Raw genomic sequence first — 15,274 nt, forward strand, 5'->3', positions numbered from 1 at the left:
TAGAAATCCGCAGTCGTGACCGTGCGAAGTATAACTACTGTAAGTGACTTATCGCGGCAATTAATTGTTCATTCAGAGCCTTATTTGTTAAATAGCCCTTTTCACTATCAAAATTTTGCTTAAAACTCGGCACTGATAAACTGGCTTTCAGATCAGCCTTAAAATGCGGGGCAGAATTGACCGCTGCAGCTAAAACATTAGCTGCTCCTCCGGCACCGGGTGAAGTCGCAAGAAACACAGCGGGCTTATCCTGAAAGATCTTGTTATTAACGCGTGAGCCCCAATCAAACAGGTTTTTATAGGCTGCAGCATAAGAACCATTATGCTCGGCAAATGAAATAATGAGCGCATCACTGGCAGTAATTTTAGCCACGAAATCCTGCGCTAGTTGAGGCTGGCCAAGCTCCTCTTCTTTATCGACACTAAAGAGTGGCAATTCATAGTCGTTTAAATCTAGCACTTCAACTTGTGCGTCTTCCAACAAGCTTGCTGCATAAGTAACTAACTGCTTATTAATTGATTTTTTACTATTGCTCGCAGCAAATGCTATCACTTTCATTTTTTCTCCATTAGGGAGATGGAAAGAAATAATCATCCAGAACAACCAGGAGAAATGGTCAAAAACCATTTCTCCAACGATGGCATTCGGTCAACAAACTGATAATACGTCTTCATTGCTTTTTTACCTACCTTTACTCCTGTTTCATATATTTTTTCTGTTAATTTAACAATAGGTGCTTTGCCATTGTAGGTCATACTTTTGGCAAATTTTAAAGTTGTTTCAACTGTATCCATTATGTCGCCACTAATATGATTTTCATAGGCTCCCCATACTCGTTCAATTGGGTTATATTTACTATGATAAGGAGGGTAGTAGGCCAGTTTTATCTTTATGTTGCTTTTTTCAGCAAACTCCACAAGCCTTTTTATAAACTGAGTTCTGGAGCTACTGTTCTCCATACCATTGTCAGCGTTAATTGTCAGAATATCTACTCCATATTTTTCTTGAATTTCTGGCCAAATTTCTTCCAATCGGTCAACGATGAAATCACTGCTGGCATAGCCTGCTGTAAAGAAAAGGAAAAAATCATCATGTTCAGGCAGATAAAAACCAAAAGGAGTTAACTTTTCCTTAACATCTAAATCATGATCCTCTGCTTTTGTTAAAACCCGATTTCGTCCTCCCCGTGAAAAATTTCCTATATTCATTCTTGCTTTGGCATCAATTGATATACGAATCTCTTTTGGGTTGATATCTGCCATTCCATTGACTGCATGAACTTGTTCAAAAATTGCATCCGTTTCCTTGATTTTCTTATGAGGCTTTGTTTTTTGTACCTTTTTTGGATGGTAACTCAGGTCATTTAATTTTGTATTGATAGTTTTTGAGCAAGGTAATGTTTTTTCATCATAATAATCAATCTCCAGTAAACGTTTTCTAACTTCTTTAGCCGTTAGCCGGGTATATAATCGACAGGAATTAAAAGAGGGATCCGTTTGACACTCCGGTTAAGCAATTTTTTTTATGTCATCAAGTAGATGAGGAAAATGCTCTTCACTTTTATTACGCCCTCTCGCTGAAAAATTATCTTCTATGGGCTGAGTTTCAAGTTCATATTGTCCTTTTCGGATAGTGCCTCTATTCCATCCTAGTTTTTCTTCAGCAATACTTGCACCACCTGAGCCTAGTAGCTCCACCGTTTCAGCCATGAATATACGACGTACCGAGCCTTTTAAACGATGGGCTGTATTTATAATCCAACCTATAATGCTATCTGTTAATATCAACAAGCTTATCTGCCTAGTGTGAGAATAAATTCAGAATTCATTATTATAAATTATTGAGACACAAGCTTACTTCGTTTGGATGATTATTTCTTTCCATCTCCCTTAGTTTGTTTATTTGTAACTACTCATCGTATCTGATAGTTACGAAATTAGATTGTATATTTCCAGCCAGGCACCAGAAAAGCAGGTATTTGATAAAAAATACCCTGATGGAACAAGCGTTTTTTTGTAGGATGGGCACGTCGTTCCTCCTTTGCCCATCCTACAGTGTTTATTTTGCTGTAACTACTCAGATTGTCTGAGTAGTTACGTTTGTTTTTATTGCTTTGCCAATTTGCTGGCTCAATAATTTTTTAGTTCCAGATCTAGTCTTCGATATGAAGGTGGACTAAAATGGCTCAGTTACAGCCTTTTTCTAGACATAATAAAAATCGAATTTTCAACTTCTGTTACTGCCAACAATATTAATTTGCAAAGAACTTAAGCTTGCGGATAAAAGCATGGGCTCCACCCTTTGTATCTTTGGTATTCATCTGAAACGCGATGGCTGTAAGAGGCGGAATCTTATGTTTATGAAAATGTTCCAGGTATTTGGGATCAATCATTATTGTAGACTTAATAACTTCTTCTGAGCCTTCGGTTGTCGCCATACAAATATAACGCCCACCTTTCTTATATAGTTTTCCGATATAAGCTTTGCCTGGAGTTTCTTTAAGGCCAATAAACGGACTGAGAAAAAAAGGTGCTGAATTTATTCCAAAGGGTAAGCCACTACTGATTTTTTCTGTACCAAAGAAAAACATCAAAGCAATCGGCACCCGGTTCTTTCCGCTTTCCCAATTTGCACCGACCGGTTGCCTGACGACTCCCCATTCTATTTCTATAGAGGTGATGTTTTGTAAATAATTGTCAGGCGCTAATTGCAAGCCAAAAATTCCAGCCTTTTCTTGTGTCGTTGCAAAATTTAGCCGCTTATTTTTAAAAGTAACCTCAATATCATTGGCATCCAGTTTGAATATATAACCTTTTTTTTTCAGCCATGGCAAAGCGTCTGCATCAGAGTGGCTGGAAAAATCAATGCTATGCACCAAGGTTTTTCCGGCAATGCAGATATGGGTATTTGCAAGTAATGCTATAAGAACTAGGTAACGAAACTGGTGTATATATAGGCCAGGTTTATTCTTGCTTGTCTGCATAACAGTCACCATATATGATATGTCCGGCACCCGTGGTGATGGATGAACTGTATAAATGGCCATTACCTCGGTCGATAACAGCATTCCAGGAGCGGTAAGTATTATCTATCCCTTTACCCTTACCGTGTAAATAAATCAGGTCGTTTTCCTCTTCTACTGAATCGATATCAGAATGAGTGAGAATTTCACTGTCAGAATACGACTTTACCTTGCGTTGTGCAAGATTAATTGCGATCTGCACATCACCTAAAGAGCGAATAATGGGTATGTTCATACACGATTGCTCTTCAGGTTCGCAGCGAAATAATTTTGTTGGTATGCAGGTATAATGTTGCGGCTTACTTTTGGGCTTTATGGCACAGCCTGAGAGGCTTACTAGCAATGTTGCCAGGGATAGAATAAGACAGAATGTTCTTGGCTTCAGTGTTTTCATTAATTTTCTACCTTAAACCTAGAAAAATCAGCCGCGAGAAATCCGCATTCATGACCGCGGGAAGTAAGTACATGTGGTGAATTAATTTAACATTTCTGTAGATGGGTCGAACGTAGCATCGGTTTTTTAGCGGCGCAGTGACTCGCAAGAGCGCGTAGCGAATCCCATCAATCCCCCGTAAAATGATGGGTTTCTCTTCGAGCTCTTGCGAGTCACAAAAAGACGCTCTACCCATCCTACGCAAAACCTTAACACAAATGTTAATATAATTATGCATCAGTACTTATATACTACAAAGCTTAGCACATTGTGCTTAACATTTAATTAATCAGTAAGGTTCCCACGCCTATATCGGTAAACAGCTCTAGTAATACGGCATGTTCAACCCGGCCATCAATAATATGCACTCCTTTTACTCCGCCCTTTAACGCATCTGTTCCACAGCGAGTTTTGGGTATCATCCCGCCCGAAATAGTGCCATCGGCTATTAAATTTTCAATATCATCAAGCGTTAGCCCAGTGAGTAAATTTTGTTGCTTATCTAGAATGCCAGGAATATTGGTCAGTAAAATCATTTTTTCTGCATTGAGAACTTCAGCAACCTTGCCAGCAACTAAGTCGGCATTAATATTATATGAGCGACCATCATCACCGACTCCGATAGGTGCAATAACGGGTATAAAATCACTTTGGCTGAGCATTTCCACAATGGAGGAGTCGATGGAACTGACCTCTCCCACATGCCCTATATCAATAATCTCAGACGCTTCTGTTTGTTTATTGAATTGTTGCATATCGATTTTACGCGCGCGGATAAAATTAGCGTCTTTACCGGTTAGGCCTACTGCTTTTCCGCCCGCCATATTAATCAGGTTAACAATGTCTTTATTAACCTGGCCACCTAATACCATTTCCACGACATCCATGGTTTCTGTATCGGTGACCCGCATGCCATTGATAAATTCAGTGGTAATATTTAAGCGCTCCAGTAGTCGCCCAATTTGTGGGCCACCGCCATGCACAACGATAGGGTTAATCCCCACAAGCTTCATTAATACGATATCTTGTGCAAAACTGGCTTTAAGATTGTCATCTATCATGGCATTTCCACCATATTTAATGACCACGGTTTTACCTTTGAATTTCTGTATATAAGGTAAGGACTCTATTAGGACATGGGCTATGCCCTTGGCAATTTTTTCTTTCATAGAAGCTATCTGGTTTTTATGGGGCTGTTTTACTGTACACAGTGAATTAAAAGGGTAAGGAAATTTCTGGTTTAATTTTCAGAATAAGTTGCCGGAACTGGTCCTGAATACGCGTTAAAGCTTCTTGTGTATCACCTTCAAAACGTAGTACTAGCGACGGCGTGGTATTGGAAGAACGAATTAAACCAAAGCCATCGGCATAGTCAATGCGTAGTCCATCAATCTTAGTTATTCTGCCATCAGTTGGCAGATCTGGACTGGATTTCAATTGTTGCATAATCGCAAAGTTTTCACCTTCTTCCAGGTTGATGCTTAACTCTGGCGTACACGGGCTATCAGGAAACTCGGCAAAAATCATGGCACTGCTACGCGACTCTTCCGCGAGTATTTCTATCAACCGTGCCGCTGAATATAAACCGTCATCGAAACCGAACCAGCGATCATTAAAAAACAGATGGCCACTCATTTCACCTGCAAAGGTGGCTCCTGTTTCTTTAAGTTTGGCTTTCATAAGCGAATGCCCTGTTTTCCATATCGTAGGGGTGCCGCCATTGCGTATGATTTGCGCAGGTAAATTTCGGCTACACTTTACATCATACCTAAATCCTGCAAGCATTATACATAATAATCCACAAAACTCCTTATTAAACAATGATATAATATCATTTTCCTGATTTCACTATCTCATTGTTTTAATGAAGCCCTCTAAAGTATCAAAATCCTCATCTCACGTAAGAAACCGTACCCGAACGGTAAAAATGACATCTACAGCACATGGATTGACAAGCCAGGCGGGACTGATTCCCGTCGTGAAATATTTAGACAGGATAGGTTTTGAAAAAACCGTAAAACAAAGCGTTCCACATCGGCGGGGTGAAAATGCAGACCATCACTTATCTGATGTGGTTCTATTGACGTTGGTTGGCATGATGGGGGGAGCAACATCAATGGCAAAGGTGACGACCGTATGGGCAGATAGCGTACTGCGCAAAGTAGCTGGCTGGATAAAGATTCCTGTTGAAACCACAATTTTACGGATCTTTAAAGAAGTAAGTGATAGGCAGATAAGCCAGTTTGAAACGCTCACGCATACTTTGCGTGGTCAACACTGGCGGCGATTGCTTCGTTCCGGAAAATCGAAAACTGGCATACAATCCGTCCAGTGGGTCGATGTCGATTCAACTGTGGACACCGTTTGTGGTCGACAAGAAGGAAGTGCCAAAGGCTTCAACCCCAAAAAGAAAGGTGCCCGTTCATACCATCCACAACTCGCTTTTCTAGCGGAAACAAAAGAAATTTTACAAGCCTGGTTCCGGACAGGCAATGCCTTTACAAGCAATGGTGTTGTAGAATTTACCAAACAGTTACTTGCACACTTGCCCAATCGGATGCGCATTATTTTTCGCGGTGACAGTGGTTATTTTGTCGGTGATTTGCTTGAATTTCTCGATACCAGAGGGCATGGGTATCTAATAAAGGTTAAACTTAAGAATTTGAACGCATTGCTGGCCAAACAGGCCTGGACAGCCATACAAGGCCGACCCGGTTGGGAGCAGAGCGAGTTTCAATATCGTTGTGGTGGCTGGTCTCGCTCTCGTCAGTTTGTCGCGGTCAGGATAAAGCAACCTAAACAAGTGACAGGACCTCAGTCCGAGCTTTGGGATACGGCAGAATATGACTATTTTTGTTATGTAACAACTGAACCTCTATCGCCTTGGCAAACACATAAGAAGTATGGTGAACGAGCGACGTGCGAAACATGGATTGAAGAAGCAAAATCACAAATGGGTTTAGGTAAAATCAGAACGAATCAATTTCTGGCTAATGCCGCATTATTTCATTGCGCCGTTCTTGCCTACAATACCGTGCGCTGGATGGCTCAATTGAGTGGCAACAAAACGTTGTGCCAATGGGAGCCGGATACACTTCGTACTTATCTGATTCGGGTGGCTGGAAAATTACTCACAGGCAATAATCAGCTGAGAGTCAGAACACCTGCAGATCCGCTCTATCCACAGGAATGGGATGATTGGGTTAAGGTGGGGTTACTCGCTTAACATTAACCGAAGTTAAGTCACTTTGATTAAAAGGTCATGGCACGTTGGCAGGGTGTTTATTGCCTTGGGCTCGGGGGATATCCATACGATACAAAAAATTTCCTCTATTTATGATTTAAATCTGGATATTTTGATCGGTTGGACAAAGAGGGCTGGCAAAGCGGCAGTAAAAACCTAATAACCACTTAGCTAGACAGGTTAATGAGAGTCAAAATATGGGCTTGCAGGATTTAGGTCATAGATAATTTCGGCACCGGGTTTTTTAGCCAGAATATATTTGCTAAATAACATCATTTGCCGATCCGGCCAGATGATATTGCCATGGGAATCAATCACGCCTAAACGGTCACCGTCGCCGTCAAAGGCAAGGCCTACATCTGCCTGGTGCTCTTCCACCGCAGCAATCAAGTCGAGCAGGTTTTTGGGTTTGCTTGGATCGGGGTGATGATTTGGGAAGGTGCCATCAATATTACAATATAATTCGATCACTTCGCAGCCCAGTGTTCTTAGTAACACGGGAGCTAGTTCACCGGCTACGCCATTGCCAGCATCGACAACGACTTTCATCGGCCGGGCAATGCGAATGTCTTCAGTAATAACCCCGATATATTCACTGGTAAACATGCTATTTTCAGTTAATTTTCCGGGTGAATTGTCATGCAGATTGCCGCTATCTATACGGTTTTTCAGGTTTTGAATGGCTTCGCCTGAGAGAGTTTCACCCTCTAAGACTATCTTTAAACCATTATAATCAGCTGGATTATGGCTACCGGTTAGCATCACCCCTGAATGACTGTCATGGTGATGTGCGACAAAATATAACACGGGTGTGGGAACGGTACCTATGTCAAGAATATTAGTTCCAGTAGATAAAATACCCTCTGCGAGAACTTTACTTAAATCGGGGCTAGATAGCCGGCCATCTTTTGCGGTAACAATCGTTTTGATGCCTTTATCAAAAGCTTCACTACCCAAGGCTCGACCGATGTCGTATACAATATCATTGGTGAGCGTTTTATCAACAATGCCTCGTATATCATAAGCCCGAAAAATAACATCAGTCGGGCTAGTTTTCTTTGCTAGCGTTTTTATTGGTTTATCTCGCGAGGGTAAAGAGCTCAATGTGGGTTCAATTTTAGCCTCATTACTGCTTGGTTTTTTGCTGAATGCCGGCAATGCTATAATATCTTTAACTTCTTCACTCTCAACATCCTTTACCTCAATACCTGCAACTTGAGTACTAAGAAAAGGAGTGTCATCTATGCTAATTAGCTCATTATTATTGATAACTTTCTTTTCACGTTTAAATTGAATAATAGAAGAAATATAGTTATTCATGACTTGCAACTTAACTGGGTAGTTCCCATCAGCGTTGCCTACCATTAAATCTTTAGTGACTTTTAATAGAGAGTTTTGATCGTGCACTAATAAGGCATGCAATTTACGAAAACCTATATAGCATGCTAAGCCTGAAAGAATAATGGCAAACAGCACCATTGCAAAAATTTGATATAGCAGTGTTAAATTGATGCTGTCTTGATACCAATATGAGACAGTCCAGGCAGTATCTTTGACCTTAAGTGAAGCATTATTACCCGTTGATTTTATCTCGGCTTTACCTTGAGAAAACAACACGAAATTGGCCTGTTTCAATTCGATAAAGACAGGCTCGCCTTTGAATACATTAAAGCTTTGCTGTAGATCCTGAAAATCAACACTGGCCAATATAACGGCAATGACCTGACCATCTTGCAAGATACCTTGAGTGATGGCGAGGTGGCGATGTTCGCTACCTTGCTCACCTTGAATTAAAGGCAGTTGCGGCTGCTGAAACGTGTTTTTTACCAAATCCAGATCGGCATAGCCCATATGTGGAATGATAGCGTCATCTGGTTTAGTGTCGTCAGGCAATAGCAACCTGAAAGCCAGGGCATCTGGTAAATAAACGCTCATCAGTTGCACTAGCGCTTTTGCGCGGGGTAAATCGGCTTGTTGCAGGGCTTCTATCAGCTCAGGTGATTGAGCTATATTAGCCAGAGATTGGCATAATAATTGGGTGCGTGTGGAAATACTTTGTGAAATTCCTTTGGTCAGACCCACCACAGCTTCATGTTTTATTTTATTATCATTCGCTTGCGACAGATAGAAAATACCTGATGCTGTGAGTGTCATTGTAAGAATGATGACGATGGTAATAGAAGAAAAAATACGTCCCATATTAATTCCTGTTGTTTATACCTTACCTAAATTTTTCATATTCACAAGGGTCTAATGGCGACCTGTATGCCCAAAGCCTCCTACGCCTCGCTCTGTTTTTTCGAACTCGGGTACTATTTCAAAATCTGCCTGAACGACAGGAACAAAGACCATTTGGGCTATACGTTCTGCAACCTTGACCGTAAAAGCTTGTTGCCCTCTATTCCAGCATGAAACAAAAATCTGCCCTTGATAATCGGAGTCAATCAAACCCACCAGGTTACCCAGTACAATGCCATGCTTATGGCCCAAGCCAGAGCGTGGTAATAACATAGCTGCCAGTTGAGGCTCATTAATATGTATAGCAATACCCGTGGGGATAAGGGTAGTTTCACCAGGTTGTAACTCAACATCAGCATCCAGACAGGCACGTAAATCAATTCCTGCAGAGCCATTTGTTGCATAGGCGGGCATAGCAATCTCCTTGCCCAAACGTGGATCTAATATTTTAAGTTGTATTTTAGGCATGTAATCTCTGTGCAATTAAAGTCAATAATTGTGTAGCTAGTTGTGTTTTATCGGTCATGGCGAAAGTTTGCTGACCCTTTTGCCAATACACTTGTAGCGCATTGACTTCGGAATCAAAGCCTCCTTCACTTTGACCCACCTGGTTAGCCGCTATCATATCCAGATTTTTACGCACTAATTTATCCTGAGCGTATTGTTCAAGGTTCTGAGTTTCTGCAGCAAAACCAACTGTAAACGGCCGACTATCTAAACGGGCAACACTCGCGACTATATCTTTAGTTTTAACTAATTTTAGCTCAGTTTGTGTATTTTGTTTTTTGATTTTTTCGGTATGGATATGCGCAGGTGTGTAGTCCGCAACTGCAGCAGCTGCGATCATAATATCTTGCGCTGATATATGCTGCATCACTGCAGTATACATTTCGGCCGCGCTCTCCACTAAAACAAGATTGATTTCTCTTGGGGCTGATAAAGCTACCGGGCCACTGATTAAGGTAACGGAGGCACCCATTTTTTGCGCTTGTTCAGCTAATGCATAACCCATCTTACCTGAGCTTCGGTTGGTAATATAGCGTACAGGATCTAGTTGTTCTCGAGTTGGGCCCGCAGTAATCAATACCTTTTTGCCCTGTAATAACTCTGGAGTTTTATGTTTATCAATATACTGCACGATAGCTTCTGGTTCACTCATGCGCCCTGGGCCTGTATCTCCACAAGCCTGAATGCCCTGGTCAGGGCCAATAATGCTTATGCCGTGCTCGGTTAAACGCTGAATATTTTCCTGCGTAGCAGCTTTATACCACATAGCCTGATTCATTGCGGGAGCCATAAAAACCGGACACGTAACAGCAAGGTATAAGGTACTTAATAAATCATCGGCCAGCCCGTAGCTGAACTTAGCAAGACTGTTTGCGGTCGCTGGTGCAACCAAAAAGATATCAGCCCAGCGTGCCAGATTGATATGCCCCATGGCATTTTCCTGTTCTGTATTGAGTAATTGCGTGTGTACAGGATGCGCTGAAAGAGCCTGGAATGTCAGTGGGCTGATAAACTGAGTCGCTGCCTCGGTCATCACTACCCTAACATCATAGCCACGTTTAGTTAGTAACCTGACTAACTCGGCTGATTTATAAGCAGCAATACCACCACAAATACCTAAAAGTATACGGGTCAATGAATAATCCTTTTTATTCTAGAAAGATCAGTTGAGCGCGAATCTATAGCTTGTGCTAGAAAACGTGAGCAACTAATTTTTCTAGGTTTATTATTTGGAGCTAGTATTATCCTAAAAACATCTGTTGAAGGCTATATATTATGGTAAGAGTTCGACTTTTCTTCTATGCTTTAACCTAGAAACCGCAGTTGAGCAGGGATTTTGTGGAAAATCTGAGTGCGAAAGACCAGGCACCGCTAGCAGGCAATGGCGTAGCCCTTGGCAATAGCTGTAACGCAGTATTTCGCGCTCAGATTTATTCACAAAACCGTGAAGCGGAGTCTGTTCACACTGCAGGTGATAATTTGTTACGGTTATTATGTTTTATATTCAAATGCTTAGAGTTTTTGTTAGCGTTCAACTGCGGTTTTTAGGTTTAACCAATTTCATAATGATAAAGGAACGACAGCATGGGGATTAAAGACTGGCCTGCTGACCAGCAGCCGAGAGAAAAGTTACTGGCTCGTGGCGCTGCTGCATTGACCGATGCGGAACTATTAGCTATTTTTTTACGCACAGGTAGCCCGGGGAAATCAGCTGTTGATTTAGCACAGGATTTATTGTTCGAGTTTGCATCCTTACGCGCTCTAATGCAGGCAGACTGTGCAAGGTTTACGCAGGCTAAAGGGTTGGGCAATGCTAAATATGCGCAACTACAGGCGGTATTGGAGATGGCACGCAGACATACTTTTGAAGAACTGGATCGGGGTGATGTATTAACTAGTCCAGAAGCAACGCGCGCCTACCTGAGTAATCAATTAAGGCATTATCCACATGAAGTTTTCGCCTGCTTATTTTTAGATAATCAGCACCATATTCTAAAATTTGAAGAACTATTTCGAGGCACTATTGATGGAGCCAGTGTCTACCCCAGAGAGGTAGTAAAAAAGGCGCTGGAGCATAATGCTGCGGCAGTTATCTTTGCGCATAATCATCCGTCAGGAATTTCCGAACCTAGTCAGGCCGATAAAATGATTACCGAAAAACTTAAAGATGCGCTAGCTTTGCTGGATATTCGCGTGCTGGATCATTTTATTATAGGAGATGGCAGCCCTTATTCATTTGCCGAGCATGGGTTGTTGTAAGGTTTGAAATGTCACTTTTACCATGAAGGGCATGAAGGACTTGAAGATAGTAGCTTAGGAACGCGCACGGAATAAGTTGAGCATCTGGCGCAGGATTTTTATTCGTATTCAAGACGTAGAAACAGGCGCATAGCCAGCTACGTAACAGTTTCTACAACGCAGAAAACGGATAAAAAGACAAGTCAGTTGCTTAAGTTATTTCGTGCGCGTTCCTTACTTACTCCAATGATTGATATATACTTCGCGCGGTCACGGATGCGGATTTCTAGCGGCTGAGTTTTTGCCGATAGCTACGTTGCTGAAACCGTTACGTAGCTAGCTATGGGAGCGGCCGACAAGGCTGCAAATCTTGGAGGGTGAAAGTCCTTTCACCGTCAGTTGCCCGATAACGGACGGTTAGTATATCCCCTGTTCAGCGTAGTAAGTACCCATGCAAAATTAATTTAACCTTTTATGCAAACTCTACTTTGTAATTCTTTCCAATATTAGACAGCACCTTAAATAATTCTTCCTGAAGAGAGGCATAGGATTCATAAGCTGAAAAAGGAAGCCATTCGTATTTTATTTTACGCCATATAATCTCGATAATATTTAACTCGGGTGAGTATGGCGGTATACGGTAAATGGATAGGTTTTTTTCTTTCCACCTTTCAAGGTTTTCATTAAATTCATTACTCGTATGAGTCGATGCATTATCAATAATAAGAGTTGTTGGTTTTTTAATCTGTTTAGCAAATTCATCAATACAAGCCACAACAACCGAAGTGTTTACACTCCCTTCAAAAACAAAAGAATCAAACCTGCAATCTCTGTTAACAAAACCTAATACATTAAGACGCTTGCTGTTTGAGCTTGGTATTTCAATCGTCTCACCTGACTGTTGCCAAGCATAAGGAACACAGGGTTCTAGTGTAAACCCCGACTCATCAAAGTAGCACAAATCAAGTTCATTCTCTTTATGTTGTTGTATTAATTCTTTTATTTCATCGGTTGCCAAATCAAATTTATCTTGATTACGCTTTATCCTTAAGGATTTTCTAACTCGTTTCCAAACAAGATCAGCTTGTTTACAAATACGTTTTATAGTATCAATGCTAACTGAAATGCCTAGATCTTCTTCAAATTTTGCTAGTACTGATTTTAATGATCTAGGAGATTTTTCAACTCTCTGGACTAAGCTTATTTGTTGTTTTTCAGTTAAAATACCTCGCCGTCCTCTTCCCTGACAGTCAACCAATCCATCGATTCCATTCTTTTCCCAGTTAGAAAACCAAGTGGAAACAGTTTGGCGGCATACGTTATAAATAGAACAAATCATGGGAACAGAATGCTCTTTGAAACTTAATAAAATAGCATGAGCTCGACTTCTACTTAAATGAAGTGGATGGTTTTTATGCATCACATTTAAAGCAGTAATTTCTTCTGGGAGTAGGTGTTTTATATAGAGCACAAACATTTAGAGTCAGCAAAATAATTGTTTATTATGACACCTTTTTTCGTTAAATTAATTTTGCGTAAGTACTTAACAGACTGAAATATGCGGGGAAGTAAAAGCCCTGACTGCCTGGAGTTGAGAAATTCTGCGGTAGGAGCAATTTGGGGGGCGAGCAAATCTGCGGGCTGGAACATTAGAGAATGACTGCAGCCTCGAAAACTACGCCACACAGAAGTTGCAGTGTGGGTTATTGCCAAGCGCCGACCAGTTCATAGCGCTGGGAAGGCCGTTGTCTTGTGGGAAGAAACGGGTAAATGCACCATGAGAGCAGCCGGGGTAGGGGTCCTTGCACGCAGAGAAAGGTTTGTAGAGATAACGTTGGGAAGATCCTACTTCCAGCAGGGGTTGGCAGCAACCTGCAAAGACCTTATGTTCAAGGTTAATTCCGTAGGCATAAGGAGGATTTAGGATTGTCGCATGAGTTCGTATGAGCGATGAAGGCAGGGTAAGGGAGATGGAAAGAAATAATCATCCAAACGAAGTAAGCTTGTGTCTCAATAATTTATAATAATGAATTCTGAATTTATTCTCACACTAGGCAGATAAGCTTGTTGATATTAACAGATAGCATTATAGGTTGGATTATAAATACAGCCCATCGTTTAAAAGGCTCGGTACGTCGTATATTCATGGCTGAAACGGTGGAGCTACTAGGCTCAGGTGGTGCAAGTATTGCTGAAGAAAAACTAGGATGGAATAGAGGCACTATCCGAAAAGGACAATATGAACTTGAAACTCAGCCCATAGAAGATAATTTTTCAGCGAGAGGGCGTAATAAAAGTGAAGAGCATTTTCCTCATCTACTTGATGACATAAAAAAAATTGCTGAACCGGAGTGTCAAACGGATCCCTCTTTTAATTCCTGTCGATTATATACCCGGCTAACGGCTAAAGAAGTTAGAAAACGTTTACTGGAGATTGATTATTACGATGAAAAAACATTACCTTGCTCAAAAACTATCAATACAAAATTAAATGACCTGAGTTACCATCCAAAAAAGGTACAAAAAACAAAGCCTCATAAGAAAATCAAGGAAACGGATGCAATTTTTGAACAAGTTCATTCAGTCAATGGAATGGCAGATATCAACCCAAAAGAGATTCGTATATCAATTGATGCCAAAGCAAGAATGAATATAGGAAATTTTTCACGGGGAGGACGAAATCGGGTTTTAACAAAAGCAGAGGATCATGATTTAGATGTTAAGGAAAAGTTAACTCCTTTTGGTTTTTATCTGCCTGAACATGATGATTTTTTCCTTTTCTTTACAGCAGGCTATGCCAGCAGTGATTTCATCGTTGACCGATTGGAAGAAATTTGGCCAGAAATTCAAGAAAAATATGGAGTAGATATTCTGACAATTAACGCTGACAATGGTATGGAGAACAGTAGCTCCAGAACTCAGTTTATAAAAAGGCTTGTGGAGTTTGCTGAAAAAAGCAACATAAAGATAAAACTGGCCTACTACCCTCCTTATCATAGTAAATATAACCCAATTGAACGAGTATGGGGAGCCTATGAAAATCATATTAGTGGCGACATAATGGATACAGTTGAAACAACTTTAAAATTTGCCAAAAGTATGACCTACAATGGCAAAGCACCTATTGTTAAATTAACAGAAAAAATATATGAAACAGGAGTAAAGGTAGGTAAAAAAGCAATGAAGACGTATTATCAGTTTGTTGACCGAATGCCATCGTTGGAGAAATGGTTTTTGACCATTTCTCCTGGTTGTTCTGGATGATTATTTCTTTCCATCTCCCTAACTCCTGCTGACGGGGTGCTGGATGCCTCGGTGTGAAAGGTAACGCCTTGAACATGCAAAGGGACTCTGGGCGCTTGATAGCCTCTTGAGTACTCGGACAATGTAAGGTCGAGGAACATATTAGAGGTAACCTTGGAAGTAAATTAAGGAGCAGAGGGGTGTATGTGAGTCAACACTTAAGCTTCATGCTCTTTGGGAAGGCGACTGAAGGTATTAATCAAGGTCAGAACCGGACTCGGGAAAACCGACCGTCCGGGATCGTAGGCAATGTCATTCACTTAAATACAAAAATAACAAAAAAAAATA

Annotated in this window: 12 protein-coding genes and 1 pseudogene; 3 read left to right on the forward strand and 10 right to left on the reverse strand. The window is 41.0% G+C overall.

Features of this window, described 5'->3' with window-relative positions:
- Nucleotides 1-34: 34 nt before the first annotated feature.
- The 6 genes and pseudogenes from ACQY3F_RS02435 to ACQY3F_RS02460 form a co-directional block, all read right to left on the reverse strand.
- The gene (locus tag ACQY3F_RS02435; RefSeq protein ID WP_428353317.1) at nucleotides 35-559 is read right to left on the reverse strand and encodes an NADPH-dependent FMN reductase; all 525 of its coding nucleotides are present in this window, start codon (nucleotides 557-559) and stop codon (nucleotides 35-37) included.
- A gap of 32 nt (nucleotides 560-591) precedes the next feature.
- A pseudogene (locus ACQY3F_RS02440) lies at nucleotides 592-1,788 on the reverse strand (ISAzo13 family transposase).
- A gap of 464 nt (nucleotides 1,789-2,252) precedes the next feature.
- Nucleotides 2,253-2,984: a hypothetical protein gene (locus ACQY3F_RS02445; RefSeq protein ID WP_428353318.1), complete on the reverse strand. Its 732-nt coding sequence runs from the start codon at nucleotides 2,982-2,984 to the stop codon at nucleotides 2,253-2,255.
- Nucleotides 2,965-3,258, reverse strand: coding sequence for a hypothetical protein (locus ACQY3F_RS02450; RefSeq protein WP_428353319.1), 294 nt, complete (start codon nucleotides 3,256-3,258; stop codon nucleotides 2,965-2,967). The genes ACQY3F_RS02445 and ACQY3F_RS02450 overlap by 20 nt, the downstream gene beginning before the upstream one ends.
- A gap of 479 nt (nucleotides 3,259-3,737) precedes the next feature.
- Nucleotides 3,738-4,625, reverse strand: coding sequence for an acetylglutamate kinase (gene argB / locus ACQY3F_RS02455; RefSeq protein ID WP_428353320.1), 888 nt, complete (start codon nucleotides 4,623-4,625; stop codon nucleotides 3,738-3,740).
- 46 nt (nucleotides 4,626-4,671) lie between these two features.
- Nucleotides 4,672-5,241 carry a hypothetical protein gene (locus ACQY3F_RS02460; RefSeq protein ID WP_428353321.1) on the reverse strand — a complete coding sequence of 190 codons (570 nt, stop codon included), beginning with the start codon at nucleotides 5,239-5,241 and terminating at the stop codon, nucleotides 4,672-4,674.
- A 79-nt stretch (nucleotides 5,242-5,320) separates the two neighbouring features.
- Between ACQY3F_RS02460 and ACQY3F_RS02465 the strand changes: the two genes are divergently transcribed.
- A complete protein-coding gene (locus ACQY3F_RS02465) occupies nucleotides 5,321-6,682 on the forward strand; it encodes an IS1380 family transposase (protein WP_428352972.1) in 1,362 nt (453 codons plus the stop codon).
- Nucleotides 6,683-6,880: 198 nt separating this feature from the next.
- Here the strand turns inward: ACQY3F_RS02465 and ACQY3F_RS02470 are convergent, their stop codons facing one another.
- Genes ACQY3F_RS02470 through coaBC form a run of 3 tightly spaced genes read right to left on the reverse strand, consistent with a single transcriptional unit; the run spans nucleotide 6,881 to nucleotide 10,580 of the window.
- The gene (locus ACQY3F_RS02470) at nucleotides 6,881-8,899 is read right to left on the reverse strand and encodes a phosphomannomutase/phosphoglucomutase (protein WP_428353322.1); all 2,019 of its coding nucleotides are present in this window, start codon (nucleotides 8,897-8,899) and stop codon (nucleotides 6,881-6,883) included.
- A 51-nt stretch (nucleotides 8,900-8,950) separates the two neighbouring features.
- Entirely contained in the window at nucleotides 8,951-9,406 is a 456-nt protein-coding gene (dut, locus tag ACQY3F_RS02475) for a dUTP diphosphatase (protein WP_428353323.1), read from the reverse strand.
- A complete protein-coding gene (coaBC, locus tag ACQY3F_RS02480) occupies nucleotides 9,399-10,580 on the reverse strand; it encodes a bifunctional phosphopantothenoylcysteine decarboxylase/phosphopantothenate--cysteine ligase CoaBC (RefSeq protein WP_428353324.1) in 1,182 nt (393 codons plus the stop codon). The genes dut and coaBC overlap by 8 nt, the downstream gene beginning before the upstream one ends.
- 449 nt (nucleotides 10,581-11,029) lie before the next feature.
- Here coaBC and radC point away from each other — a divergent pair, with 449 nt between their 5' ends.
- A complete protein-coding gene (gene radC / locus ACQY3F_RS02485) occupies nucleotides 11,030-11,704 on the forward strand; it encodes a RadC family protein (RefSeq protein ID WP_428353325.1) in 675 nt (224 codons plus the stop codon).
- Between the two features lie 451 nt (nucleotides 11,705-12,155).
- Here radC and ACQY3F_RS02490 read toward each other — a convergent pair whose 3' ends face one another.
- On the reverse strand, nucleotides 12,156-13,160 hold the full coding sequence (locus tag ACQY3F_RS02490) for an IS630 family transposase (protein WP_428353111.1): 1,005 nt from the start codon (nucleotides 13,158-13,160) through the stop codon (nucleotides 12,156-12,158).
- A gap of 590 nt (nucleotides 13,161-13,750) precedes the next feature.
- Here ACQY3F_RS02490 and ACQY3F_RS02495 point away from each other — a divergent pair.
- Nucleotides 13,751-14,947 (forward strand): ISAzo13 family transposase, encoded by a 1,197-nt coding sequence (locus tag ACQY3F_RS02495; protein WP_428352931.1) that lies wholly within the window; start codon nucleotides 13,751-13,753, stop codon nucleotides 14,945-14,947.
- Nucleotides 14,948-15,274 lie beyond the last annotated feature (327 nt).

Source organism: Methyloprofundus sp., assembly GCF_965251085.1.
Taxonomy (GTDB): Bacteria; Pseudomonadota; Gammaproteobacteria; order Methylococcales; family Methylomonadaceae; genus Methyloprofundus.

Bases quoted from the DNA above. Each gene is read 5' to 3' on its own strand.
- ACQY3F_RS02460 (WP_428353321.1), bottom strand. From the start codon at position 5,241: ATGCTTGCAGGATTTAGGTATGATGTAAAGTGTAGCCGAAATTTACCT.
- argB (WP_428353320.1), bottom strand. From the start codon at position 4,625: ATGAAAGAAAAAATTGCCAAGGGCATAGCCCATGTCCTAATAGAGTCC.
- ACQY3F_RS02490 (WP_428353111.1), bottom strand. From the start codon at position 13,160: ATGTTTGTGCTCTATATAAAACACCTACTCCCAGAAGAAATTACTGCT.
- ACQY3F_RS02470 (WP_428353322.1), bottom strand. From the start codon at position 8,899: ATGGGACGTATTTTTTCTTCTATTACCATCGTCATCATTCTTACAATG.
- ACQY3F_RS02465 (WP_428352972.1), top strand. From the start codon at position 5,321: ATGAAGCCCTCTAAAGTATCAAAATCCTCATCTCACGTAAGAAACCGT.
- dut (WP_428353323.1), bottom strand. From the start codon at position 9,406: ATGCCTAAAATACAACTTAAAATATTAGATCCACGTTTGGGCAAGGAG.
- ACQY3F_RS02445 (WP_428353318.1), bottom strand. From the start codon at position 2,984: ATGCAGACAAGCAAGAATAAACCTGGCCTATATATACACCAGTTTCGT.
- ACQY3F_RS02450 (WP_428353319.1), bottom strand. From the start codon at position 3,258: ATGAACATACCCATTATTCGCTCTTTAGGTGATGTGCAGATCGCAATT.
- radC (WP_428353325.1), top strand. From the start codon at position 11,030: ATGGGGATTAAAGACTGGCCTGCTGACCAGCAGCCGAGAGAAAAGTTA.
- ACQY3F_RS02435 (WP_428353317.1), bottom strand. From the start codon at position 559: ATGAAAGTGATAGCATTTGCTGCGAGCAATAGTAAAAAATCAATTAAT.